Origin of the sequence: Neobacillus sp. SAB-20_R2A (assembly GCF_049568635.1) — a bacterium.
Classification (GTDB): domain Bacteria; phylum Bacillota; class Bacilli; order Bacillales; family Cytobacillaceae; genus Neobacillus; species Neobacillus citreus.
In genome coordinates, this window is the sequence record NZ_CP145895.1 from 1,375,054 (window position 1) to 1,399,410 (window position 24,357).

The 24,357-nt window shown below is 41.4% G+C and carries 21 protein-coding genes and 1 tRNA gene; 18 read left to right on the plus strand and 4 right to left on the minus strand.

Annotated features, from left to right (window positions below):
- Positions 1-88: 88 nt before the first annotated feature.
- A complete protein-coding gene (locus V5M37_RS06870) occupies positions 89-1,051 on the minus strand; it encodes an NAD(P)H-dependent glycerol-3-phosphate dehydrogenase (protein ID WP_423801344.1) in 963 nt (320 codons plus the stop codon).
- A gap of 263 nt (positions 1,052-1,314) precedes the next feature.
- On the opposite strand from V5M37_RS06870, the gene V5M37_RS06875 reads away from it, so the two are divergent.
- A tRNA-Gly gene (locus V5M37_RS06875) sits at positions 1,315-1,388 on the plus strand.
- A gap of 63 nt (positions 1,389-1,451) precedes the next feature.
- Here V5M37_RS06875 and V5M37_RS06880 read toward each other — a convergent pair.
- Entirely contained in the window at positions 1,452-2,123 is a 672-nt protein-coding gene (locus tag V5M37_RS06880; protein ID WP_423801345.1) for a B3/B4 domain-containing protein, read from the minus strand.
- Between the two features lie 107 nt (positions 2,124-2,230).
- On the opposite strand from V5M37_RS06880, the gene queG reads away from it, so the two are divergent.
- From queG to menC, 9 genes are all read left to right on the plus strand, one after another.
- On the plus strand, positions 2,231-3,361 hold the full coding sequence (queG, locus tag V5M37_RS06885) for a tRNA epoxyqueuosine(34) reductase QueG (protein WP_423801346.1): 1,131 nt from the start codon (positions 2,231-2,233) through the stop codon (positions 3,359-3,361).
- 306 nt (positions 3,362-3,667) lie between these two features.
- Positions 3,668-4,561, plus strand: coding sequence for an amidase domain-containing protein (locus tag V5M37_RS06890; protein WP_423801347.1), 894 nt, complete (start codon positions 3,668-3,670; stop codon positions 4,559-4,561).
- Positions 4,562-4,621: 60 nt separating this feature from the next.
- Positions 4,622-5,095, plus strand: a complete 474-nt coding sequence (gene trmL, locus V5M37_RS06895) for a tRNA (uridine(34)/cytosine(34)/5-carboxymethylaminomethyluridine(34)-2'-O)-methyltransferase TrmL (RefSeq protein ID WP_423801348.1) — start codon at positions 4,622-4,624, stop codon at positions 5,093-5,095.
- 318 nt (positions 5,096-5,413) lie between these two features.
- Positions 5,414-7,309, plus strand: a complete 1,896-nt coding sequence (locus V5M37_RS06900; protein WP_423801349.1) for a PrkA family serine protein kinase — start codon at positions 5,414-5,416, stop codon at positions 7,307-7,309.
- Positions 7,310-7,571: 262 nt separating this feature from the next.
- Complete coding sequence (gene yhbH, locus V5M37_RS06905) at positions 7,572-8,741, plus strand: sporulation protein YhbH (protein ID WP_423801350.1); 1,170 nt, start codon at positions 7,572-7,574, stop codon at positions 8,739-8,741.
- 189 nt (positions 8,742-8,930) lie between these two features.
- Entirely contained in the window at positions 8,931-9,779 is an 849-nt protein-coding gene (locus tag V5M37_RS06910; RefSeq protein ID WP_213141173.1) for a MurR/RpiR family transcriptional regulator, read from the plus strand.
- A gap of 19 nt (positions 9,780-9,798) precedes the next feature.
- Positions 9,799-10,953: an amidohydrolase gene (locus V5M37_RS06915; protein WP_423801351.1), complete on the plus strand. Its 1,155-nt coding sequence runs from the start codon at positions 9,799-9,801 to the stop codon at positions 10,951-10,953.
- Positions 10,954-10,968: 15 nt separating this feature from the next.
- Positions 10,969-12,453, plus strand: coding sequence for an amino acid permease (locus tag V5M37_RS06920; RefSeq protein ID WP_423801352.1), 1,485 nt, complete (start codon positions 10,969-10,971; stop codon positions 12,451-12,453).
- Between the two features lie 95 nt (positions 12,454-12,548).
- Positions 12,549-13,655 carry an o-succinylbenzoate synthase gene (gene menC, locus V5M37_RS06925; RefSeq protein WP_423801353.1) on the plus strand — a complete coding sequence of 369 codons (1,107 nt, stop codon included), beginning with the start codon at positions 12,549-12,551 and terminating at the stop codon, positions 13,653-13,655.
- A gap of 116 nt (positions 13,656-13,771) precedes the next feature.
- Here menC and nagE read toward each other — a convergent pair whose 3' ends face one another.
- Positions 13,772-15,664, minus strand: coding sequence for an N-acetylglucosamine-specific PTS transporter subunit IIBC (gene nagE / locus V5M37_RS06930; RefSeq protein ID WP_423801354.1), 1,893 nt, complete (start codon positions 15,662-15,664; stop codon positions 13,772-13,774).
- 253 nt (positions 15,665-15,917) lie between these two features.
- Here nagE and nagA point away from each other — a divergent pair, with 253 nt between their 5' ends.
- The 5 genes from nagA to V5M37_RS06955 all read left to right on the plus strand — a co-directional run bounded on the left by nagA (position 15,918) and on the right by V5M37_RS06955 (position 20,552).
- Positions 15,918-17,117, plus strand: a complete 1,200-nt coding sequence (nagA, locus tag V5M37_RS06935) for an N-acetylglucosamine-6-phosphate deacetylase (protein WP_423801355.1) — start codon at positions 15,918-15,920, stop codon at positions 17,115-17,117.
- Positions 17,114-17,851, plus strand: coding sequence for a glucosamine-6-phosphate deaminase (gene nagB / locus V5M37_RS06940; protein ID WP_423801356.1), 738 nt, complete (start codon positions 17,114-17,116; stop codon positions 17,849-17,851). Before nagA ends, nagB begins: the two co-directional genes overlap by 4 nt.
- Before the next feature lie 59 nt (positions 17,852-17,910).
- Positions 17,911-18,633 (plus strand): GntR family transcriptional regulator, encoded by a 723-nt coding sequence (locus tag V5M37_RS06945; RefSeq protein WP_423801357.1) that lies wholly within the window; start codon positions 17,911-17,913, stop codon positions 18,631-18,633.
- A gap of 19 nt (positions 18,634-18,652) precedes the next feature.
- Positions 18,653-19,390 carry an SIS domain-containing protein gene (locus V5M37_RS06950; RefSeq protein WP_423801358.1) on the plus strand — a complete coding sequence of 246 codons (738 nt, stop codon included), beginning with the start codon at positions 18,653-18,655 and terminating at the stop codon, positions 19,388-19,390.
- Positions 19,391-19,529: 139 nt separating this feature from the next.
- On the plus strand, positions 19,530-20,552 hold the full coding sequence (locus V5M37_RS06955; RefSeq protein ID WP_423801359.1) for a CAP domain-containing protein: 1,023 nt from the start codon (positions 19,530-19,532) through the stop codon (positions 20,550-20,552).
- Positions 20,553-20,597: 45 nt separating this feature from the next.
- Here the strand turns inward: V5M37_RS06955 and V5M37_RS06960 are convergent, their stop codons facing one another.
- On the minus strand, positions 20,598-21,860 hold the full coding sequence (locus V5M37_RS06960; RefSeq protein ID WP_423801360.1) for an ATP-binding protein: 1,263 nt from the start codon (positions 21,858-21,860) through the stop codon (positions 20,598-20,600).
- A gap of 128 nt (positions 21,861-21,988) precedes the next feature.
- Between V5M37_RS06960 and V5M37_RS06965 the strand changes: the two genes are divergently transcribed.
- From V5M37_RS06965 to V5M37_RS06975, 3 genes are all read left to right on the plus strand, one after another.
- Entirely contained in the window at positions 21,989-22,282 is a 294-nt protein-coding gene (locus V5M37_RS06965) for a hypothetical protein (RefSeq protein ID WP_423801361.1), read from the plus strand.
- Between the two features lie 218 nt (positions 22,283-22,500).
- On the plus strand, positions 22,501-22,998 hold the full coding sequence (locus V5M37_RS06970) for a TRAP transporter small permease (RefSeq protein WP_213141162.1): 498 nt from the start codon (positions 22,501-22,503) through the stop codon (positions 22,996-22,998).
- 2 nt (positions 22,999-23,000) lie between these two features.
- Positions 23,001-24,296: a TRAP transporter large permease gene (locus V5M37_RS06975; RefSeq protein WP_423801362.1), complete on the plus strand. Its 1,296-nt coding sequence runs from the start codon at positions 23,001-23,003 to the stop codon at positions 24,294-24,296.
- Positions 24,297-24,357 lie beyond the last annotated feature (61 nt).

The following is a 24,357-nucleotide window of genomic DNA, read 5'->3' on the forward strand; positions in this document are numbered from 1 at the left end:
ATCTAGCCGAATATGTAAACCAATTTGAACCGTGTTTTGTACTAAAAGAAATGGCTCAGTCCAACTATACTGAGCCATTTCGCATTCTCTAAAACTCAAATTTTACAGGTCTTAAAAATAAATCTTTTAATGTTTCTTCTGCATTTTTATTCTCAAATATGATCTCAAATAACGCATTACAAATTGGGAGTTGAACGTCATACTGCTTGGATAATTCTATCAATGCCCTTACAGTTGCAACACCTTCTGCTAATTTTCCAAACTCTTTTCCTTCTACTAATGACTGACCGAATTTTCTATTATGACTATGTTCAGAAAATAACGTTGCTTCAAAATCTCCGAGATGACTTAATCCATATACAGTTACATCATTTCCTCCCATTGCTCTAACAAGCCGAGAGATTTCCCTTGTTCCCCTTGCCATAAGTGAACCTTTTAAACTGCTATAATTTAACCCATCTAACATTCCTGCTGCTATACCCATCACATTTTTTGCTGCAGCGCCAATCTCATTCCCAATAAGGTCTTGCCCATAGTAGAACCTAATTAAATCACTATTTAACTCTTGGACAATTTTTTTGGTTACTTCAATATTGTCAGAACCGATCACCATACAGTTTGGTATATTACTCACGAAATCTTGTACGTGCCCAGGTCCAACCCATACTGCAGTATTTACATTTCTTCCAACCTCTTCTCCAAATACTTGGGAAAGTCTTTTTCCACTATTAGCTTCTAACCCCTTCATACACAAAATAGCTGTTTTACCTTGTATTGTATTTAATGTACTTAATTGATTTGCAAATGAACGTAATTCTTGTGCACTAATGGAAATAATTATGATTTCTGCAAATGATATTGCTTTTTCTAATGAATTAGTTAGTTCTACATCTTCTGGTAAAGAAAGATAATCATTTTTTCGAGTTTCTTTTAATCCTATAAAATTTCTGGAGCATTCTCTCCCCCATAACATAACATTGTGTCCAACTTTATTAGCATACCAAGCCAAAAAGGTCCCCCAACGTCCACAACCTAAAACTGTGATATTCAATATTTCACCCTCATTTTTTTAAATTCATCATTTTCTCTTTTAAAATTGCCCTTCTATCTCTTGAATCATCATTACTCTTCATCATCTCAAAGCCCATGCGAAGGCAAGATTTGAATCGCCTAGCACTGGCTAAGCAGAGTCTCTATTCATCACCTTTGAAAAAAATTCGACAAAATTCGTGTTTTTCTCTTGACGATAGTTTGTGAAATATGTAATATTATAAAGGTCGGATTTGTTCATAAATATTTCACACTTTTTGATATGCGGGTGTAGTTTAGTGGTAAAACCACAGCCTTCCAAGCTGTTGTTGTGAGTTCGATTCTCATCACCCGCTCCATACATAGTAGCCAACGCAGTGTACCGTTTCGCAAAGAACGTTGCGCTGCGTTTTATTTTTTCCTCAAGAATTCCCAAGAATCCGATAGAAAGCTTCTCCGCCATGGATTTGGACAAACATGTTCATTAAGGACTCCGTCAGCTTTTTGGCGTTTTCCATATCTGTTGATGGTCTTAGGTAAATGATTTGCACAGCATTTTTAGTTGCAGTGGTGACTGCGCTTCTCTCAGAATCGACAAAAGGACTTCCAAACGGTCCGTTTGCATCAGATGTTAAAATAAGCCGCTCGAGAGAATTGCTTCTGCCGTTTAATCCTATATATTCCTCGCCCGCTCTTCCGATACGAATTTCTACCGGTTCCTCCAATAAATCCCTATCATAAAGGCCAATCGGCACTTGATATTGCAGTGAGAAAAAATTATATAAATCAACCGCGCTCTGACCGGACGCAAAGTAATTTTGCTTTTTTACTCTCCTGAACAAAGCTTCTGCCGAATGGCGATAACGGTTCGGATCCTTCCCAGTCTTCTTAAAAACATTCCGCCATTCCTGGATTCCGGGAAGGTCAGTGACATTCTTTTCTTCCAACTCAAAGAAAATCGATTCCTGAAAAAGCTGAAGCCGCCCCTTTAACATCTGTGGTGATTCGCCTACTGTTATATTGCTATATTCGATTACCCCGACTTTAAAATTGGGTATCAGTTCTGTTAACTCTGTTGAAACCTGAATTTCCAACGTTTCCACCTCCAAAATTTCCTTAAAATAGTTTATCATAGATAGATGGCTGATAATAATTAAACAACTTTTTTATAGATCAAAACGTGTGAAGGGAGGTTAAACCAATGGACGTTCGAAAATTTAAGCAAGAAGTCATAGCTTACAGCAAAGAAATCGGTATCGATAAAATTGGTTTTACTACTGCTGACCCATTCACGGAATTGAAAAACCGATTAATCCGCCAGCAGGAACTGGGCTATCAATCAGGCTTTGAAGAGCCGGATATTGAAAAACGGACCACTCCTGCATTAATTATGGATGGTGCTCAGTCGATTATTTCAATCGCGTTAGCATACCCTTCAAAAATGACAAACCGTGTGGAGAGTAAAAGGGGAGAACGGCGAGGGATTTATGCCCGCGCTTCGTGGGGTCAAGATTATCATCATATTATTAAAGACCGATTTCAGAAGCTTGAGGAGTTTATTTTAATGAAGCTACCGGAAGCACAGCTGAAATCGATGGTCGATACAGGCGAGCTCTCCGACCGGGCTGTCGCCGAGCGGGCGGGAATTGGCTGGAGCGGAAAAAACTGTGCCATTATTACCCCAGAGTTCGGCTCGTATGTTTATTTAGGCGAAATGATTACGAGTATTCCATTTGAACCGGATTCTCTTGTCGAAGATCAATGCGGTTCCTGCACGAAGTGTTTGGAAGCATGTCCGACGGGAGCATTGATTCAAGGCGGACAGATTAACGCGCAGCGTTGTGTTTCTTTTTTAACGCAGACGAAGGGATTTATTCCTGATGAGTTCCGCGACAAAATCGGCAATCGTATTTACGGTTGCGATTCCTGTCAGACCGCGTGCCCGCATAACAAAGGTAAGAACTTTCATTTTCATGTTGAAATGGAGCCGGACCCAGAGACGGTTAAACCTTTGTTGAAGCCAATTTTAAAATTAAGCAATCGCGAATTTAAAAATTGCTTTGGCTATCTGGCAGGATCCTGGAGAGGGAAGAAGCCGATTCAACGGAATGCCATGATTGCGCTGGCCCATTTTAAGGATGAGACCGCAGTTGCCGACCTAATTGAGGTTCTAGAAAACGAGGCGAGTTCCGTTGCAAGAGGGACTGCAGCCTGGGCGCTTGGTAAAATCGGCGGGGACGCTGCAGAGGCAGCATTAGTAAAAGCGTTGGACCAGGAAGCAGATATCGAAGTGCGGTGTGAGATTGAAAAAGGGTTGAAAATTTTAAAATAAAGGCTCTTTTCTAAAAGATTGTTGCTTCCCGAATATAAAAACTGCTCCAAGTAAGAAGGAATAACTTATTGCCTCGCTGTATGCGACCGAACACATGAACAAATCAGCGGTTCGGTCGCATATAGCCATTCTATGAGCCCCAACGATCGAAAAAAGTATGCGACTAGTCGCAGAGGAGCAAAAACAACAATATGTACCAAAACAGTAACAATAAAGAGAGCGGGACCAAATACCGGTTTCGCTCTTTTTGATGTTAAATCCCGCTTCCTTTCATATGTATGAAAGTGAAAGGAGATGAACAGCCAAATGCGTGATACCCTTCAGCAGCTTTTTGAGTACAGGGTCCAGCAATTCGTTGCCAATCCGAACCAACGAAATACCAAAGACTTTTTTTCAAAAGCCGAGCAGAAACGGGAAACTATTTCGAAAAGGTCAGCGGAAATCGTCAAGGTGAAAGCGTCCGGAAAAATTCTTACCACCGCCGATGAAGACGATTTCCAGCAGGTGAAATACCTTGCCCATTATCAATATTTAATCAAACAAAAAGGAAGTCTATATCTAGAGGAAGAGACAGAAGAAAGAATGGCAAAGTTTTATCGCGGGGCCTTAATTATGGATGAAGAAATCCACCCGCCATTATACCAGGAGTACCAACACGAAAACCCGCCCCCATCCGAAGCCGAGCCCCCTGAACCCAATGAAGAACGAATCAGCTACCAATACAACCGACTCCAAGCTGTCCAATACGCGGAGCGCTGGTGGAACAGCTACAATCCCGCCTATAAAAAATTTGAAAACGACTGTACCAACTTTATCTCGCAATGCCTTCATGCCGGGGAAGCGCCAATGCGGGGCTATCCAAACCGCGGCACAGGCTGGTGGCTGCGAAGCCATAATTGGAGCTACAGCTGGGCAGTAGCCCACTCGCTCAAAATGTATTTCGGGCAATCTAAGCTGGGGTTAAGAGCAAAAGAGGTATCAAGCCCCGACCAATTAACATACGGGGATGTCATTTGCTATGATTTTGAAGGGGACGGCCGGTTTAATCACAATACCATCGTCACCGGAAAGGATGCGGACGGGATGCCGCTTGTGAATGCTCACACGTACAACAGCCGGATGCGGTACTGGGCATATGAAGATTCCTCCGCCTATACGCCAAATATTAAGTATAAGTTTTATGCCATCATTGACGGCTAAGGTCTAATTTCTGAAAAAGTGGTATAATACCTTTTAGAGTTTTTTTAAGAGGTGAAATTCATGTCAGTGCACGTTGTCCTATACCAGCCAGAAAACCCATCCAACACCGGGAATATTGCACGCAGCTGTGCTGCCACCAATACTAACTTACACTTAATCGGGCCATTAGGTTTTTCTTTAGAAGACAAAATGCTGAAAAGAGCGGGGCTAGACTATTGGGAATTTGTTAACATGGTTTACTACGATTCTTTAGATGAATTTTATGAAAAAAATGAAGGCGGCGAATTTTATTATGTAACGGAATTCGGAACGAAGCCGCATACAGCCTTTGACTACAGCGACACCACTAAAGATTATTATTTTATTTTTGGCCGCGAAACAACCGGTCTCCCAAAAGAGGTCATTGAAAAAAATAAGGACGCAACCTTAAGGATTCCGATGAATGACAAGGTTCGTTCATTAAATCTGTCCAATACCGCAGCCATCCTCATTTATGAAGCACTGCGCCAGCAAATTTATCCAAACCTTAAATAAAAAAAGACTGCCGCAGCAGTCTTTTTTTATTTATTAGAGCCTGGTTTATCGTTGAATCCTGCAGTGAAAATAGCTGATAAAAATGCGATCATAACTAAAATGATTAGAAAAGTACCCATTATGTATATCCCCCTTCTTTAATCAAGTTTTCATTTTATACACATATAATTATTATAGCCTAACTTCAAAAAATGAAAAGGGCAAGTTCATGAAAAAAAAGAAAAAGAAAAGAGTAATACGTCTTGGTTACGCATGTTCGATTGTTAAGGTGCATAGAGTATATTAATCGTCTCTGATCAACTACAGGGGGAGGGCCTTATGGACATTCTAAAAAAAATCGAGAGGTACCGAGAAGAAGAAGAGAAACTTCGCTGGGAAGGAACGTTTGCTGATTATTTGGAATTGTTAAAGGAAAAGCCATGGGTTGCACAGTCTGCGCATTCTCGAGTTTATAATATGATTAAGGATGCAGGAATTGAAGAAGTTAGCGGGACGAAGAAATATAATTTCTTTAGCAATGAGTTATTCGGTTTGGAAGAAGCCTTAGAGCGATTGGTGGAGGAATACTTCCATCCAGCTGCCAAAAGGCTCGATGTCAGGAAACGGATCTTACTGTTAATGGGACCGGTAAGTGGAGGAAAATCTACTCTTGTAACGATGTTAAAAAGAGGATTGGAAAAATATTCCCATAGCGATCGCGGTTCGGTATTTGCCATTAAAGGCTGCCCGATGCATGAGGATCCGCTCCATTTAATTCCTCATCATCTTCGGCAGGATTTCTTTGATGAATATGGAATCAGGATTGAAGGAAATCTATCGCCGCTCAATATGATGCGTTTGGAGCAGGAGTACGGCGGCCGGATTGAAGATGTTCAGGTAGAAAGAATCTTTTTCTCCGAAGATAAGCGAACCGGGATTGGAACCTTCAGTCCATCTGATCCAAAGTCTCAGGATATTGCCGACTTAACAGGAAGCATCGATTTTTCAACAATCGCTGAATTTGGTTCAGAGTCTGACCCGCGTGCTTACCGTTTTGATGGGGAATTAAATAAGGCTAACCGCGGGATGATGGAATTCCAGGAAATGCTGAAATGTGATGAGAAATTCCTCTGGCATTTATTATCGTTAACACAAGAGGGGAATTTCAAAGCGGGAAGATTTGCGCTCATCAGTGCCGATGAGCTTATTGTCGCCCATACTAACGAAACCGAATACCGCTCCTTCATCTCCAACAAGAAAAACGAGGCCTTGCATTCACGGATTATCGTCATGCCAATTCCGTATAACTTAAAGGCTTCCCAGGAAGAGCGTATTTATGAAAAAATGATCCGCGAAAGTGATGTTTCCGATGTTCATATTGCACCGCATACGTTAAAGGTAGCATCCATGTTTACGATTCTTACCCGATTAAAGGAACCGAAAAAAGGCGATATTGATCTCATTAAGAAAATGCGCCTTTACGACGGCCAAAGTGTCGAAGGCTTTAATTCCGCCGATGTGGATGAACTTAAGAAGGAATATCCGGATGAAGGAATGAGCGGAATTGACCCTCGTTATGTCATCAACCGAATTTCCTCCACCATTATAAGGAAAGAAGTGCCGTCGATTAATGCCTTGGATGTGTTAAGGTCATTAAAGGATGGTCTTGACCAGCATCCATCGATTACCGCTGAACTGCGCGAGCGATATATGAATTATATCTCTTTAGCACGTAAAGAGTATGATAATATTGCGAAGAAGGAAGTTCAAAAAGCATTCGTTTATTCTTATGAAGAGTCTGCGAAAACGCTGATGGATAATTATCTCGACAACGTCGAGGCTTATTGCAACAAAGCCAAGCTGCGCGATCCATTAACCGGGGAAGAAATCAATCCGGATGAAAAGCTGATGCGTTCGATTGAAGAACAAATTGGCATTTCGGAGAATGCAAAGAAGGCCTTCCGTGAGGAAATCTTAATTCGTATTTCTGCTTTTGCAAGGAAGGGGAAACGGTTCGATTATAATTCCCATGACCGTCTCCGTGAAGCGATCCAGAAGAAGCTGTTTGCCGACCTGAAGGATGTCGTGAAGATTACGACTTCAACCAAAACGCCGGATGAGCAGCAGCTGAAGAAAATTAACGAGGTTGTTGCCCGCTTGATTGATGAGCATGGCTACAATTCAACATCCGCAAATGAACTATTACGGTATGTCGGCAGTTTGTTAAATAGGTAGGGGTAAAAGACTGGTGGATGTTATTCTGCCAGTCTGTTTTTTTCACTTCATAGAAAAGTCCCAGAGAAGACGAGGGGAACAAGTAGCTCGTCCATTTTCATAGGCAAATGAACCAATTGTCAAAATAATTTGTAAATTATTCTCCTTTTCTGCATAGGATAAAGTAATCCATATTTCTCTTCATTTTTTCATTCGCGTTATTGTATGTTTTTTGATAAAAATGTGTGATTAATTGAAAGATTTCATTAAGGAGGGGTTTTCAATGTCAGTCAATAACCATCAATTTGTGATTTCGAAAGAAGATTGGTCCCTCCACCGTAAAGGCCACGATGACCAGCAGCGCCATCAAGAAAAAGTCCAAGAGGCTATTCGCAATAATTTACCAGATCTAATTACAGAAGAGAGTATTATCATGTCTAACGGTCGAGATGTGGTAAAAATTCCGATACGTTCTTTGGACGAATATAAAATTCGATATAATTATGATAAAAACAAACACGTGGGCCAAGGTGACGGTGAGAGTCAAGTAGGGGACGTTGTGGCGCGTGACGGATCAAACAGCGGCCAAAAAGGTCCAGGCAAAGGGCAGGGTGCCGGAGACCAAGCGGGAGAGGACTATTTCGAGGCGGAGGTTTCTCTAATGGAGCTTGAAGAAGCCCTTTTCAAGCAATTGGAGCTGCCTAATTTAAAGAAAAAAGAAGACCAGGAACATATCGTTGAAAACATTGAATTCAACGATATCCGAAAAACAGGGCTGATGGGCAATATCGATAAAAAGCGGACGATGATGACTGCTTTTAAGAGAAATGCGATGAGCGGGAAACCGGCATTCCATCCTATTTACAAGGAAGATTTGAAATTTAAAACTTGGAATGAAGTGGTGAAGCCGGATTCTAAGGCTGTGGTGCTAGCGATGATGGATACAAGCGGTTCGATGGGAATATGGGAAAAGTATATGGCACGCAGTTTCTTCTTCTGGATGACCCGTTTCTTACGGACAAAATATGAAACGGTTGAAATTGAATTTATTGCCCACCATACCGAGGCGAAGGTGGTATCTGAGGAAGACTTTTTCTCAAAAGGGGAAAGCGGCGGTACAATCTGCTCCTCTGCATACAGGAAAGCTCTTGAGATTATTGAAACGAAATACAATCCACGCAAATATAATATTTATCCATTCCACTTTTCAGACGGAGATAATCTCACATCAGATAACGCGCGCTGCGTAAAGCTGGTGGAGGAATTAATGAAAGTATCCAATATGTTTGGCTATGGAGAAGTTAATCAATACAACCGTCACTCTACTCTAATGTCCGCTTACAAAAACATCAAAGATGAGCATTTCCGCCACTATATCCTCAAGCAGAAAGCAGACGTATTCCACGCGATGAAAAGTTTCTTCCAAAAAGAGGAGAACGAAGTATTTGCATAACAAAAGGCAGGTGCCAGACACCTGCCTTTTTTCGTGCAACGAGATATTGTGGGTTTTTGAATTATCTAAACAATTGAAATTCTTCTTTGAATTTTGACCAATTTGTGATAGTGTAATCTTAAATAAAGGATTTCCTGCAACAAATAATATAAATGAAGGATTACCTTCATTTTCCAGTGGGGTGATGGAATGGACTCACAATCATTTCAACAAAGGCTTAAAGAAAAATTCCCTGATTTGTCGACAGGTCAAAAAAAAGTGGCTAACTACCTGATTGAACATCTTAACCAAGCTGCCTTTAAAACGGCCTTTCAAATCGGCCGTCAAGCAGCAGTGAGTGAAACCACAGTGATTCGCCTTTCGTATGCATTGGGCTTTGAAAGCTTTAGTGAGATGCAGGCTGTCATTCAAGAAGAGCTGCTCCGCGAAAATCAAGCTGCCATTGGCGAGCAGACCATTATGCCGATTGGCTCTAGTGACCCTTTTAAGAGAGTCATCTTAAACGAGATTCAGATTTTAAAACAATTGATTAATAGAAGAAATGTCCAGGAGATTTGGAAAGCGGTTGATGCGCTTATAAAGGCAGATCAAGTGTTAATCGCCGGGCATATGCTTTCCCATGCTGCGGCCTATTGGTTTTCCTATATGCTTGGTTCAATTAGAGACCATGTAAACTTATGCTCTCCAACAGGGGATTTTATCGAGAAATTATCTAATCTGACCAAAGATTCTGTTGTTGTCGTATTTTCCTTCTCAAGGTACTCCACTCAAACCATAAAGTTGGCTGAGTATGTGGCGGAAAATGGAATATGCTTAATTACGGTGACAGACCGGATGCTTTCCCCAGTTGGGAGAATTTCCGATATTGTCTTGACCACTGAAGAAAATGTCCAGACGGGAAGCAATTCAATTGCATCGGTCATTAGCTTAGTTGATTTAATTATTGAAGGCATTCATGAAAAAGACCAGGAGCGGATTCGGGCCCATCAGCAAAAATTAGAAGAAATGTATTCCAATTTTAATGTTTTTAGTGAATAATTCACGAGCAGAAACAGAAATGAGAAATGAGATGTCGATCATGAATCCAATTGATTATATTGAGCAGAACAAAGAATTACTAGTTCAAACCTATCACGATTTACATATAGTGGCGGAGCCGAGCTGGGAAGAGCAAAAAACATCACAATATTTAGTGAACCGCCTGAAAAATGCAGGCCTTCTCGTCAAGACGTTTCCCACTCATTACGGAATTGTCGCCGAGATTCCCGGACAATCGGACGAAATAATCGCTTTAAGAGCAGATCTGGACGCGCTTCTGCAGGAAGTGGATGGTGTGGTAAAGGCCAATCATTCATGCGGACATGATGCCCATAGTACGATGGTTCTTTATTCGGCCTTGGCGTTAGCTGCGAGTGGTATGAAACCGAACCATACGCTAAGATTTATTTTTCAGCCTGCTGAAGAAAAAGGCGAAGGTGCCCTTCAGATGATGGAGGACGGTGCACTAGAACAGGTTAAATTGTTATTTGGCGTTCACCTGCGCCCGCAATTTGAGGTTCCTTATTCGCATGCATCACCTGTGATTATCCACGGTTCTGCGGGGACAGTGAAAGGGACGATTAAAGGCAGACAAGCCCATGCGGCACGTCCTCAAGACGGGATCAATGTCATTGAAGCTGCGGCGCTGATAGTCCAGAAGCTTAAGGAGATTAAGATTGAAACAAAGCTGCCCTATTCCATCAAAATGACACAGCTTCACACTGATAACGAATCATCTAATGTGATTCCGGAAACGGCGGGCTTTACCATTGATGCCAGAGCCCAGTCCAATGAGGTTATGGATATACTAACACAACGGACTCATGAAATCATGGAGCAAGTAATGGAGGAAACAGGTGCTTTTGTTCAGTGGAAGATGGAAGAGTATGTTCCTGCAGCTATTAAGAATGATCAAGCTATGAAGTTTGCTGAAAACGCTATCAAGGATATTCTCGGGGAACATCAGGTTGTGCCTGTCTGTGTTTCTCAAGGGGGTGAGGACTTCCATTTTTACACAGTGAAAAATCCAGGGCTTCCTGCTACAATGATTGGATTGGGCTGTGGCCTTGCTCCCGGCCTGCATCATCCAAAGATGACTTTTCAATTAGATGCACTGCATTATGGCGCGAAAATCTTAACAAGAACCATAATGCTTGCTTTAGAAGAATACTAAAAAAAGAGGTGTTTTATGCAAAATACTGCTCGTAAAGTAGATGCTGTTGTTCAAACTTCACCCCGAGGAAAAGAACATTTAGAACGTAAGCTCAAAACCAGACATTTAACGATGATTGCCATCGGCGGAACGATTGGTACCGGCCTGTTCCTGGCAAGTGGTGCAACCATACATGATGCTGGTCCTGGCGGTGCGCTTGCAGCCTATATGATTGCTGGAATTATGGTTTATTTCCTAATGACCAGCTTGGCTGAAATGGCAGCCCTTATTCCGATTTCCGGATCGTTTTCGACCTATTCAGCAAGGTTTGTGGACCCCGCTCTTGGCTTTGCGGTCGGCTGGAACTATTGGTACAATAACGCAATCATTCTGGCCTTGGAGTTATCTGCCTCTGCATTAATCATGAAATACTGGTTTCCTAATACACCGGGAATCGTATGGAGTGCAAGTTTTCTAGCTATTATTTTTGCCTTAAATATTTTATCTGTTAAAGGATATGGAGAAGCAGAATTCTGGTTTTCACTAATCAAGGTTGTCACGATTATTGTATTCATCGCCATTGGTTTATTAATGATTTTTGGAATCATGAGCGGTCATACTGGCGGATTTGAAAACTTCACAAAAGGGGAAGCACCCTTTAAAGGCGGCCTGTTTGCCATCTTCAGTGTTTTCATGGTAGTCGGTTTTGCCTTCCAAGGAACGGAAATGGTCGGTGTTGCTGCGGGTGAAAGTGAAAATCCGGAAAGAGATATGCCGCGTTCCATCAAACAAATCTTTTGGCGGATTCTTTTGTTCTATGTTCTCGCGATTTTTGTTATTGGTGCTTTAATCAGTTACAAAGATCCAAATTTATTAGGCGGCGATTTGGAAAATATTGCAGTCAGTCCGTTTACACTAGTGTTTAAACACGCTGGATTTGCGTTTGCTGCTGCGGCTATGAATGCTGTTATTCTAACTTCAGTTTTATCGGCAGGAAATTCTTCTTTATATGTAGGCTCTCGTGTCCTTTGGACGCTTGCTGAGGAAGGCAAAGCACCAAAATTTTTGAAAAAAGTAAATAAAGGCGGCGTACCGGTTAACGCCATTTATTTGACTACGTTAGTCGGAATGTTATGCTTCCTTACGTCCCTGTTTGGCGACGGAACGGTTTATAATTGGTTATTAAATGCTGCAGGTTTGGCAGGATATCTTTCATGGTTAGCTATTTCCATAACTCACTACCGGTTTAGAAAAGCTTATAAAGCCCAAGGCAGAGATATGAAAGACTTGCCTTATGTCGCCAAATGGTTCCCATTAGGCCCAATTTTGGCGACAGCATTATGTTTAGTCGCGATGCTCGGCACCAACTATGGCGCCTTTATTGGCGACAAGATTGACTGGTATGGAATTGCTGTTTCCTACATTGGATTGCCATTATTTATCCTGGGTTATTTAAGTTATAAAATCACGAAGAAATCGAAAATGGTTCCACTTCAAGAGTGTGATTTCAGCCGGGAATAAATGTGCCTGCCAAACCGCCGGATTCCGGCGGTTTGGCTTTTTGAAAAATTATGAAATAATGAAGGATATACATATCAATGGAGGAGGGGCACTAGGTGAAAATAAAACAAGTAATCCTGCGTCATTTAAAAATGGATCTTCTTTATCCATTTGTAACAAGTTTCGGGGCTGAGTATGATAAAGATTTTATCCTTGTTGAAATCATGAATGAGGATGGGCTTGTTGGCTGGGCTGAGAATGTGGCTATGCCGACTCCTTATTATAATGAAGAAACAGTCAAAACCAACTGGCACATGCTGGAGGATTTTCTGATTCCGACTTTATTAAATAGTGAAATTCACCATCCAGATGAACTTGCTGAGAAATTTGCTCATATTCGTGGCAACTATATGGCGAAGGCATGCTTGAATATGGCTGTTTGGGATTTATATGCTAGAGAGCAAAATGCATCGCTGGCAAGTGTACTCGGAGGAACGAAAAAAACAATCGATGTGGGCGTGAGTATCGGCATCAAGGATTCCATTGAGGCAACATTGGATGTCATTGAACAGCGCCGTGCGGAAGGCTACAAACGCTTTAAGTTAAAAATTAAGCCGGGCTGGGATGTTGAATTAATTGATAAGGTTCGTAAAGTTTTCCCGGAGATCCCGCTCATGGCGGACGCGAATTCCGCTTACACATTAGAGGATATGAATTTACTAAAAGCGCTGGATGACTATAATCTTATGATGATTGAGCAGCCTTTGGCGTACAATGATATTATTGACCATGCTGAATTGCAGGCCAACTTAAAAACGCCAATTTGCCTTGATGAAAGCATCCATTCACTCGAGGATACAAAGAAGGCTTTGAAATTAGGAAGCTGTAAAATTATTAATGTAAAGGTGGGCCGTGTCGGCGGTTTAACGGAGGCTAAGAAAATCCATGACTACTGCCTAGAGCGGAATGTCCCGCTTTGGTGCGGCGGTATGCTCGAAGCAGGTGTCGGCAGGGCCCACAATATCGCTATGACCGCCATGCCTGGATTTACCCTTCCTGGGGATACAGCCGGTTCATCCCTTTACTGGGCAGAAGACATTATCGAGCCGGAGGTAACGGTCGAAAATGGTACCATCACAGTACCAACCACACCCGGAATGGGATATGAAGTGAGCATGGATAAAGTGAAAAAATATACCTTATACAGCAAGACATATCGCTAAATAAAAAATCGACAGGATTGGGCCTGTCGATTTTTTTAGCACCTTCATTTGCGAATGTACGATTTTTATTTGCGAATCTTTATTAGCAACAATCTTCTAGAAAAGAGCCTTTTTAATTAGTCAATTGATAAGATCCCGCTTTTCCCTTGTTCTGCCTTCCCAAGCTTCTTCACATTTAATTTTGTTAAATTTGTAAAGATAACAGGCGTTACGGTGGATGGGACAGAGTTCTTAATGAAATCCAAATCAAACTTCAGAATTTCTTGACCATTTACTACTTGCTGGCCCTCGTGAACAAGTACGTTAAATCCTTCACCTTTTAAATTAACGGTATCCAAACCGATATGGATTAAAATTTCATAACCTTGCTTCGATTTGATGCCAATCGCATGTTTGGTTGGAAACACATTCATGATTTTCCCGTCTACAGGTGAAACAACAACCCCGTTGGCAGGCACAATGCCAAAGCCGTCACCCATCATTTTTTGCGAGAATACCTGATCGGGAACCTCGGACAGCGGGATGATTTCCCCTTCAATCGGCATCACAAAGTCTTTATCAGTCAGCGGCTGGAGACCATTTGAAACTACTGGTGTATTATCTTCAACGTTTTTATCGATATTTACCACATTCATATCCATTTTCTTCATGGCATCAGCCACAAATTCAACCTCGGTGCCGACAACAACCTGAAGGTTCGTTTTATTCAATTTCATGATCCCTTTAGCACCATGCACTTTCAAGGCAGAATCGTTAACTTTATCCATATCCTTCACATTTAAGCGGAGGCGGGTTGTACAGTTATCAATCGTTGTAATGTTTTCGCGGCCGCCGATATCATTGATGAAATGGTAGGCCATTGTTTCATATTTGTCGCCGCGAGCAGTTGTGACAGCTGGGGCTTCTGAAATTTCTTCCGCAGCTTCGTCCTCACGTCCTGGTGTTTTAATATCAAGTGCCTTAATTAAGAAATAGAAAATGGCGAAATAAATAACAGCATATACAAGGCCGACAACTAATAACAAGATAGGTTTTTCAGCGATATTGAAATTTAACAAATAGTCGATCGCACCTGCTGAAAAAGTAAATCCATCCCTAATTCCTAAAAGGGAAGTAATCCACATGGACAACCCTGTTAAGACAGCGTGAATTCCGTAAAGAAGTGGTGCGATAAACATGAAAGAAAATTCTATTGGTTCGGTAATACCAGTTAAGAATGACGTTAACGCCAGGCCGATAAACATTCCGGAAGTTGCTTTTCGCTTTTCCGGTTTAGCCGCAGCAATAATGGCAAATGCTGCTGCCGGAAGTCCAAACATCATAATTGGGAAGAATCCGGTCATGTATCCCCCAGCTGTTGGATCGCCTGCGAAGAAGCGGGCAATATCCCCGGCCTTGCCTTGAAACTCGCCAAACTGGAACCAGAATAAGCTATTTAATACATGGTGCAAACCTAAAGGAATAAGCAGGCGGTTTAAGAATCCGAAAATACCGGAGCCAACAGCGCCTAAGCCAATAATCCAGTTGCCCACTCCATTAATCGCATCCTGGATCGGCGGCCAAACAAACCCAGCAATTCCCGCTAAAATGACCATCGCTACGGATGTAATAATCGGAACAAAACGTCTGCCACTAAAGAATCCTAACCACTCAGGAAGCTTCACATCACGGTAGCGATTGTAAAGCAGTCCCGCGATAATCCCAGTGAGAATCCCTCCAAGTACACCCATATTTATGGTTTTATCGATTGCTTTTGTTCCTTCTGTTAACACTAAATACCCAATGGCACCAGCCAATGCTGCGGCGCCGTTATTATCTTTAGCAAATCCCATTGCGACCCCAATCGCAAATATCAAAGCAAGGTTAGCAAAGATGGCATTCCCTGCATTTGCAATAAACGGTATATCCAATAAATCCGGCTGCCCAAAACGGAGCAGCAATCCCGCAGCCGGCAATACGGCGATAGGGAGCATGAGTGCTTTACCAATTCGTTGTAAAAAGCCTAACATGATGTTTTCTCTCCTTTTATCAAAAGATAATCTTAGCTGAAAGCGCTTTTCCTGTACAAATATACCACCGGTGGATTATAGATGTCTATACCAATTTAAAAATGTTACTTTTTAAAATTATTAAAATAATTGATAAATCAATGTTTATAAGGGATGGGTACGTTCTGGTTTATTTCCTTAATAAAAATTGGTATAGACAACTAGAAAAAAGTAATGCTAATATTAAGTGAGAATCTGAAAGGAAGTAATGAAAATGAACCCAATAGATAATCTTATCTTAATTAAAGATATAAAAATCTATACAGAAGATCGCATTATTGAAAAAGGATATATAAAAATTGAAAATAACCACATCATCGAAGTTGGGAGATTAGATGATCTTTCCAATGAAGAAAACTTTGAAATAATTGAGGTTCCAGCCAAGTATATTGCGGTACCGGGATTCATTGATGTCCATATCCATGGAGTGAACGGTGCCGATACGATGGATGCAACAAAAGAAGCCTTGGACAACATGGCGTCGTCTTTGCCTGGTGAAGGAACAACAAGCTTCTTAGCCACCACCATGACTCAGGAACCAGAACAAATTGAAAAAGCCGTTATCAATGCTGGTGATTATATTTCCAATCAACCGGATAAAGGTCAGGCAGAAATTCTTGGGATCCATTTGGAAGGGCCGTTTGTCAATGCCAGCCGGGCAGGAGCACAGCCTACCCAATACATCATAGATCCAAATCTCTCATTATTAAGAGAGTGGCAAGAACAATCCAATGGAATGATAAAACTTGTCACCTTAGCTCCTGAGCGGCCAGGCGGTTTAGAGATGGTCCGTTATTTAAGGGAAAACGGTATTATTGCTTCCATCGGACATTCGAATGCCACCTTTGAAGAGGTAGGGGAAGCAGTAAAAGCCGGTGTCAATCATGTAACACATTTATTCAATCAAATGAGAGGCCTTCATCATCGTGAACCCGGCATAGTGGGTGCAACATTCCTGCATGATGAGTTAAAGGCAGAGATGATTGTTGATGGGGTGCATGTTCATCCGGAAATGGTCAAACTTGCCTTTAAACAAAAACAGAGTGAAGGAATTATTTTAATTACTGACTCGATGCGGGCTAAATGCTTGAAAAATGGCCATTATGACCTTGGCGGCCAAGAGGTAACCGTGAAAGATGGCAAAGCTACACTTGCGGATGGCACTTTGGCCGGCAGTATTTTGAAATTGGGACATGCAGTAAAAAATGTCCTTTCATTTACAGGCTGTACCCTTGAAGAGGCTGTTCAAATGGCTTCCGTGAATCCGGCAAAACAGCTAAATATATATGACAAGAAAGGCAGCATTGCGGCAGGAAAAGATGCCGACATCGTTATTCTTGATCACAATATGGAAGTGTTCATGACTCTTTGCCGGGGAGCAGTTGCTTTTAAAAAGGAGGCAGAAACAAAATGAAAATTATTGAAGTCAAAGATTATAACGAAATGAGTCTAAAAGCGGCGGAATATATCATTGAAAAAGTTATAAACAATCCTAAAATAAAGCTTGGTCTAGCTACAGGCGGTACTCCTGTTGGAACCTACAAAAATTTATTTGCCGATCATCGGGAGAACGGAACTTCCTACCAACACGTTACAACGTTTAATTTGGATGAATATATAGGGCTATCCGGCGACAATAAAAACAGCTATCGTTATTTCATGAATGAGAAATTGTTCAACCATATCGATATTCATGAAAGTAAAACCTTTATTCCGCGGGGGATTGTTAAAGATATGCAGGCTGAATGTCTTTATTATGACGATTTAATCGAAAAACATGGCGGGATTGATTTGCAACTGCTGGGAATTGGCCAAAACGGTCATATTGGCTTTAATGAACCAGGAACCTCATTTCGTTCCAACACGCATGTCGTTCAGTTAGCGTCGTCAACCATTCAAGCTAACGCCAGATTTTTTAACAATATAGAGGAAGTACCAACCAAAGCCATTACTATGGGGATTGCTTCCATATTAAGAAGCAAGGAAATTTTACTATTAGTTTCTGGGGAATCCAAGAATGATGCTATGTTTAAGTTGTTGAATGGGGAATTAACAGAAAGTTTCCCAGCCTCTGCTCTGAAAAAACATCCTTATGTTACAATAATTGCAGATAAAGCGGCTGTTGCGGGTTTAAAGCTGCCTTGTTAAAGGCAGGCATTAGGACATCCAAACGTCCCGAGTAAAGAGAGAAAGGTGTTAATGGCAAAATGATTAATAAGAACTCCCCCATTCCCATTTATTATCAATTGGAAGAGCATATTAAAGAGTTAATTGAAAAAGGGGAACTACTGCCGGGAGATGCCCTTCCTCCAGAACGGGAATACGCTGAAAAATATAAAATCAGCCGAATGACGGTGAGGCAGGCCTTTACGCAGCTCGTCAATGATGGCTATTTATATCGCTTGCAAGGAAAGGGAACCTTTGTTGCGGAGCGGAAAATCGAGCAGCCCCTGCAAGGATTAACCAGTTTTACCGAGGATATGAAGACACGAGGAATGATTCCGGGGAGTCAGTTAATTCATTTTGAAATTATTCCGGCATCGAAACAAGTTGCCAGTCAGCTTTCTATTTCGGAGTTTGCTCCAGTATATGAAATCAAAAGGATTCGTTTGGCAGATGGTGTTCCCATGGCGTATGAAACGAACTACATTTCAGCCAATCTTATTAAAGGACTTACAGAACAAATTGTCAATCAATCGTTATATGCCTATATTGAAGGGCAGTTACATTTAAAAATCGACAGCGCCTCCCAGATGATCGAGTCTTCGATTGCGAATCAAAATGAAGCAAAATTGCTTAAAATCAGCAAAGGCGCACCTGTCATGCTCATCCAGCGAAACACTTATTTAAAGGATGGGACTCCTGTTGAGTTAGTAAAGTCAGTTTATCGGGCAGACCGCTACAAATTCATGATTCAGATGAAGAGATAAAAATGATGGAGATTTTGCTATGTTCAATCAATACTTTGAAAAACTAAAAGAGCTATTGACCACCGTTGAAGAGGTGGAAGAAAAAAGCATAAAAGCGGCAGCAAACGAGATTGCTAAGTGTATTGAAAATGATGGAATTGTGCATGTATTTGGTTGCGGCCACTCTCACATGATTGGGGAGGAGCTTTTTTACCGTGCTGGCGGATTGGTTCCAATCAATCCTATCCTGATCGAAGACCTTATGCTTCATAAAGGAGCGGTACGTTCGTCTCAACTGGAACAGCAAAATGATTTTGCCGATTCATTTATGGGAGACATCAGTATAGCGCCAAATGATGTCGTTATGGTTGTTTCTACATCGGGAAGAAATCCGGTCCCAATCGATGTGGCAAAATGGGCCAAGAAACAAATGGCTTTTGTTATTTCCATTACTTCACTTGCTTATCCAAAAACTGTTTCGTCCCGACATAAAGACGGACAGTATCTATTTCAAGCTGCGGATCTTGTCATCGATAACCACATTCCTTTAGGGGATGCCATGATGGAGCTGCCAAATTTGGAAGTCTCGTTTGGGTCGGGTTCCACTGTTGTGGGCACAGCGATTGCCAATGCAATTATGGTTGAGGCGGTAAATATGCTGGTGGAACATCAGTTTACTCCGCCAATCTTTAAAAGCGGCAATGCTGATGGTGCGGCCGAACATAATCGTGAGTTAATCAATAAATATAAAAACAGAATTCCTATGCTGGATAAATAATGCATTAAATTATTAAAAAAGCTTGCGAAACCGCGGGCTTTTTTTGTGTTTTAAGACGTTAATTTCCATTAATACTTTCCTTAAGAAATTTAGAAAATAAGTAAGCAAGCGAAAAATTTTTCAAAAGGGGGTAATACAATTGATAAAAAAATCAGCTAGCTTAGCTTTAACTGCCATGCTTACAATGGGATTGGCCGCTTGTAACAATGACAGAAATGACATTAACGATCGCGACAGGGTGGCTCTAGATACGAACAACCGAAACAATGGCATTTTCGATGTTCGTAATGGCAGAGATGATGGGATTGACCATAATGGTCCACTGACAGAAGATTATACAAATAATGACAACAACGACCCGGATTTCGATGCAAATCTGTTTAATGATAATCGAAAAATAAGACGAACCAATGATGATATGGTTTCGGCTTATTTCACGGCGTTAGACAGCGATCAATATCCTCATACGAGGGCTGTCTTAATCAAGGATGCTAAATATCAATTTGTCCGTATTGACCCTAGTCAAGGCAATTGGTTCCAAACGGGAGTAATCGAGCAGGCACAGCCGTTCCTACAGGGACCAAATGTAAACGTGCCGACGCCAGCACCAGCACCGAAGCAGACTCAACCAGCACCAGCACCGGCACCGGCACCAGCACCAGCACCAGCACCAAAGCAGACTCAACCGGCACCAGCGCCGGCACCTGCTCCTGCACCGAAGCAGACGACACCGGCGCCGCAGCCTAAGGCACCAGCCAAAAGTACTGCACCGGCTACTGGCACAGTCGGTCAATATGCGCAGCAGGTGATTGATTTAACGAATGCCCAGCGTAGCAAAAATGGGCTTCCAGCCTTAAAGGCGGATACACAGTTAAGCAGTGTCGCTCAAAAGAAGGCCCTTGATATGCAGCAAAACCACTATTTCTCTCATACAAGCCCAACGTATGGCTCACCATTTGACATGATGAGGGACTTTGGTGTCACTTATAAATCAGCAGGAGAAAATATTGCGCAAGGACAGCGGACTCCACAAGAGGTAGTGAATGCCTGGATGAACAGTGAAGGTCACCGCAAAAACATTCTCAGCCCTAACTTTACTCATATTGGTGTAGGGTTTGAACAAACTGGCAAGCATTGGTCGCAGATGTTTATCGGTAAGTAAGAAAACACCAAAAAACCGACGGCACGAATGTACCGTCGGTTTTCATCATATTTGATTTTTAAAAATGGATGTAAGAGTGGGAAATTTGAATAAAAAGGTTGTCCCTACGCCTTCTTTGCTTTCTACCGAAATGGTTCCACCCATGGCCCGGACAATACTGTAGACAACCATCATACCAAGGCCTGTGCCATTTTTCCCTTTTGTCGAGTAAAACGGCTCTCCAAGCCGTTCGATTTGTTTGTCTGTCATGCCCATGCCTGTATCATTGACACAGATTGTTACATAGGTTTGATTAAATTCAGTTGATACACTCAAATATCCTCCATTTGGCATTGCTTCAATGGCATTTTTTAAAACATTCACAAAGCATTGGCGAAATTTCTGCCGATCTCCTTTAATCATTCCAATAACTGAAAAGTCGGTAATAATCTCAACAGAATTTTGTTTGGCTAAAGGCTGGACAATATTGATGATTTGCTTGAGTTCACTTTTAAGATTAAGCTCCTCGTACGTTTCGATGGAAGGCTTGGCAAAAGTCAAATAATCTTGGATGACTCTTTCTGCAGAATTTAGTTCTTCCTTGACGATGGATAAGTATTCTTTTCTCTTTTGCCTCGGGAGATGGTCATCCTCTAAAAGCTGTACAAATCCGCTTGCCGCCGTCAAGGGATTTCTGATTTCATGTGAAATGGCCGCACCCATTTGTTCCACCGCTTTTAACTTTTCCGCCTTTACTAATTGCTGTCTCATTTCAATATTTTTTTGAATGAATTCAATAGCATAGGAGATAATTCCAATTCCAAGTGCGGGGATTATTAAATAAGCGATCCAAACATCGAGCCAATAAGCATGGGTATCTGATAATGCCATGCCCATTACTGTCAAAGCACTCAAAGTCATTCCGAAGCAAATAGATATAAAAATGCGTCTTCCAGGACCTTGCTTCCAAAACCATGGGAAAATCCGCCAAACAACAATGGCATAGGGAATAAAAAGCAGGGTCGTTAAGAACAAGCCAGAATTAATTCCAAAAAAGCTTCTCATAATAATGGCAGCCGCTACCAAAATAGGACCAATACCTATATATAATCCGCCAATGACGAGTGGAATGATTCTTAAATCGAATCTAGCGGAAGAAATAGGATTATAGGAAAATTGGATGCAAATCCACAGCATCACAATAAAAAATACGATATACGAGGACTTAGAAAGGGTAATCTTTTTACTTTTGTCGACTAAAATAAAACTGAAAAAGAGAAAGATGATTAAAATGGATAGATTTAAGAAAAGATGTTTTGTTACTTCCATTAACTTCACCATCCAAATGACCTGTTAGGAAAATTTTACAGGTAAATTCAGCAGGTTTCAACAAATTTTACCTTTTTTTTCTCAAAATTACGACAAATATGTGGAAAAAGTATATCGGAGGGATTCAAATGGTTCATTTACTCTATTATGCTACACCTATCTTAGCCGCTTTTATCGTTTTCGGCCCCATCTTTTTATTTAAATCATCAACCATTTCGGAGAATAAATCCAAGTATTATGAAGCATTGGCAGAATTGGAAAAGGACCCGGAGAATGAGAAATTAAAATTAAGTGCGATCGAATTGGGACGAAAGTTTTACGGTTCTGCAAGAATCACTGGTACAGCAACAACGTTTGATGAAGCCATCATAAATTGTGAAATTCACGCTTGTGAAATGAATGAAGCGGAAGTGCAGTACTAATAAGGATAAAAATTAGGGAGAACGGGGCCAAAGCCCCGTTTTCTTTTTTTAAAATTTATCGATTTTTTGTCGAATTTTTGCACTGACCTAAAAAAAGTATAAAAAAATCTAAAATCAGCAGGGTTAACGACAGGAATGAAAACATTTACAATAATTTTAGTAAGCACTTACAAAATCATGAAGAATTAAAAAAGTCAAAAAAAGAGGGGGATTAGATAGTGAACGCGCTAAAACGATTTTGTCTGTTCATTGATAGTCTTTTTGAAAAAGTGGCGATAGGCTCGCTGGTCGTCATGATTATCATCGTAACACTGCAGGTCTTTACTCGAAAATTGTTTAATTTCGTACTGTTTTGGTCAGAGGAAGTTACTCTGTTATTGTTATGCTGGTTTTCGTTTATGGGAATTGCCATAGGCGTTCGTGAAAAACTGCATTTAGCCATTGAATCTTTTACCGCAAAACTGCCTCCAGCGGTGATTAAGGTCATCGATAAAGTGGTATCGTTTGCAACGATGGCATTCGGTTATTATTTGCTGAAATATGGCTGGGATTTTACCGTTTTAATGAGTGAATCGACTCTGCCAGCAACAAAATTATCTAATGCTTGGGAATATGCGGTCATGCCGATTACCGGTTTCATGATGATTATTTACGCTTTCCTGCAATTAATTGGTGTTGACACTAGAAGACATAACGTAGAGGGTGGTGGCCACTAACAATGGATCAAACAACAATTGCCATAATCATTCTGCTTTCAAGCTTTGTTATCATGCTGCTGCTGCGTTTTCCAGTGGCACTGACATTGGCAGGTTCAACTGTTCTCACCATGATTTACCTGAACATGCCGCTCGAGGTTATTGGACAACGAATGATTCAGGGTGTAAATTCATTTGCATTATTAACAATCCCGTTCTTCATTTTGGCTGGCCAGTTAATGAATGAAGGGGGCTTGGCCGCTCGCTTAATTAACTTCGCGATGCTAATAGTTGGCCGGGTCCGCGGCGGTTTGGCAATGGTAAACGTCCTTGCCTGTCTATTGTTCGGAAATATCTCGGGTTCTGCTGCTGCAGACGTATCTTCAATTGGTTCAGTTATGATTCCGATGATGAAGAAAAAAGGATACAGTAAAGAATTTGCAACTGGCTTAACTTCTGCTGCTGCGATTCAGGGCGTAGTTGTTCCGCCAAGCCATAACTTAATTTTGTACTCTCTTGCTTCCGGCGGTGTATCCATTGCAACCTTATTTATGGCTGGTGTAGTACCAGGAATCCTGCTTTGTGTAACGCTTATGATTGTAAGCCGCATTTTGGCTATCCGTCAAGGCTTCACTCAAACAACTGTCATTGACAAAAAAGATAGACCAAAAGTCATTAAAGATGGAATCATTTCGATCATGCCGATCGTGATCATCCTGGGTGGAATATTCTCGGGCTGGTTTACTGCTTCAGAATCAGGTGCTATCGCTGTTTTATATGCAGTCATTGTAACATTCTTCGTCTTCAAGGAAATTCCGTTCAGCCGGATGTGGCATATCCTGATTCGTACCTTCAGAACGGTGTCCATGGTATTGTTCCTGATTGCGGCATCCAATGCTTTAGGTTATGTACTAGCATTCTTACAAATTCCTAATATGGTAACAGATGGATTGTTAAGTATCTCTGATAATCCGATTATTATCCTATTAATTATCAACGTATTGCTGCTCATCCTCGGATGCGGCATGGACATGGCACCGCTTATCCTGATTATGACACCAATCTTGCTTCCTGTTGTTACGGCAATGGGTATGGATCCGGTTCATTTCGGTATCATTCTAATGTTGAACTTGGGAATTGGACTTCTCACACCTCCGGTTGGAACGGTTCTTTTTATTGGTTCCGCCATCGGCGAGGTCCCAATCATGAAGGCCGCCAAGGCAATGGCACCGTTTGGATTGGTGCTCGTGGTAGCATTGATGCTTTTAACCTATGTTCCAAGCATTTCACTATGGCTGCCACATGTGTTAGGCCATTAAAATCGGTTTCAAAAGTTATCTATATATCTAATTAATTTTAAAATTTAGAAGGGGGATTTAT

What these genes read in the sequence shown, in the direction of transcription:
- V5M37_RS06890 (WP_423801347.1), top strand. Translation starts at nt 3,668, where the DNA reads ATGCGTGATACCCTTCAGCAGCTTTTTGAGTACAGGGTCCAGCAATTC.
- V5M37_RS06900 (WP_423801349.1), top strand. Translation starts at nt 5,414, where the DNA reads ATGGACATTCTAAAAAAAATCGAGAGGTACCGAGAAGAAGAAGAGAAA.
- nagB (WP_423801356.1), top strand. Translation starts at nt 17,114, where the DNA reads ATGAAAATTATTGAAGTCAAAGATTATAACGAAATGAGTCTAAAAGCG.
- nagA (WP_423801355.1), top strand. Translation starts at nt 15,918, where the DNA reads ATGAACCCAATAGATAATCTTATCTTAATTAAAGATATAAAAATCTAT.
- V5M37_RS06960 (WP_423801360.1), bottom strand. Translation starts at nt 21,860, where the DNA reads ATGGAAGTAACAAAACATCTTTTCTTAAATCTATCCATTTTAATCATC.
- trmL (WP_423801348.1), top strand. Translation starts at nt 4,622, where the DNA reads ATGTCAGTGCACGTTGTCCTATACCAGCCAGAAAACCCATCCAACACC.
- V5M37_RS06915 (WP_423801351.1), top strand. Translation starts at nt 9,799, where the DNA reads ATGAGAAATGAGATGTCGATCATGAATCCAATTGATTATATTGAGCAG.
- nagE (WP_423801354.1), bottom strand. Translation starts at nt 15,664, where the DNA reads ATGTTAGGCTTTTTACAACGAATTGGTAAAGCACTCATGCTCCCTATC.
- yhbH (WP_423801350.1), top strand. Translation starts at nt 7,572, where the DNA reads ATGTCAGTCAATAACCATCAATTTGTGATTTCGAAAGAAGATTGGTCC.
- V5M37_RS06920 (WP_423801352.1), top strand. Translation starts at nt 10,969, where the DNA reads ATGCAAAATACTGCTCGTAAAGTAGATGCTGTTGTTCAAACTTCACCC.
- V5M37_RS06965 (WP_423801361.1), top strand. Translation starts at nt 21,989, where the DNA reads ATGGTTCATTTACTCTATTATGCTACACCTATCTTAGCCGCTTTTATC.
- V5M37_RS06945 (WP_423801357.1), top strand. Translation starts at nt 17,911, where the DNA reads ATGATTAATAAGAACTCCCCCATTCCCATTTATTATCAATTGGAAGAG.
- V5M37_RS06950 (WP_423801358.1), top strand. Translation starts at nt 18,653, where the DNA reads ATGTTCAATCAATACTTTGAAAAACTAAAAGAGCTATTGACCACCGTT.
- V5M37_RS06975 (WP_423801362.1), top strand. Translation starts at nt 23,001, where the DNA reads ATGGATCAAACAACAATTGCCATAATCATTCTGCTTTCAAGCTTTGTT.
- V5M37_RS06910 (WP_213141173.1), top strand. Translation starts at nt 8,931, where the DNA reads ATGGACTCACAATCATTTCAACAAAGGCTTAAAGAAAAATTCCCTGAT.
- queG (WP_423801346.1), top strand. Translation starts at nt 2,231, where the DNA reads ATGGACGTTCGAAAATTTAAGCAAGAAGTCATAGCTTACAGCAAAGAA.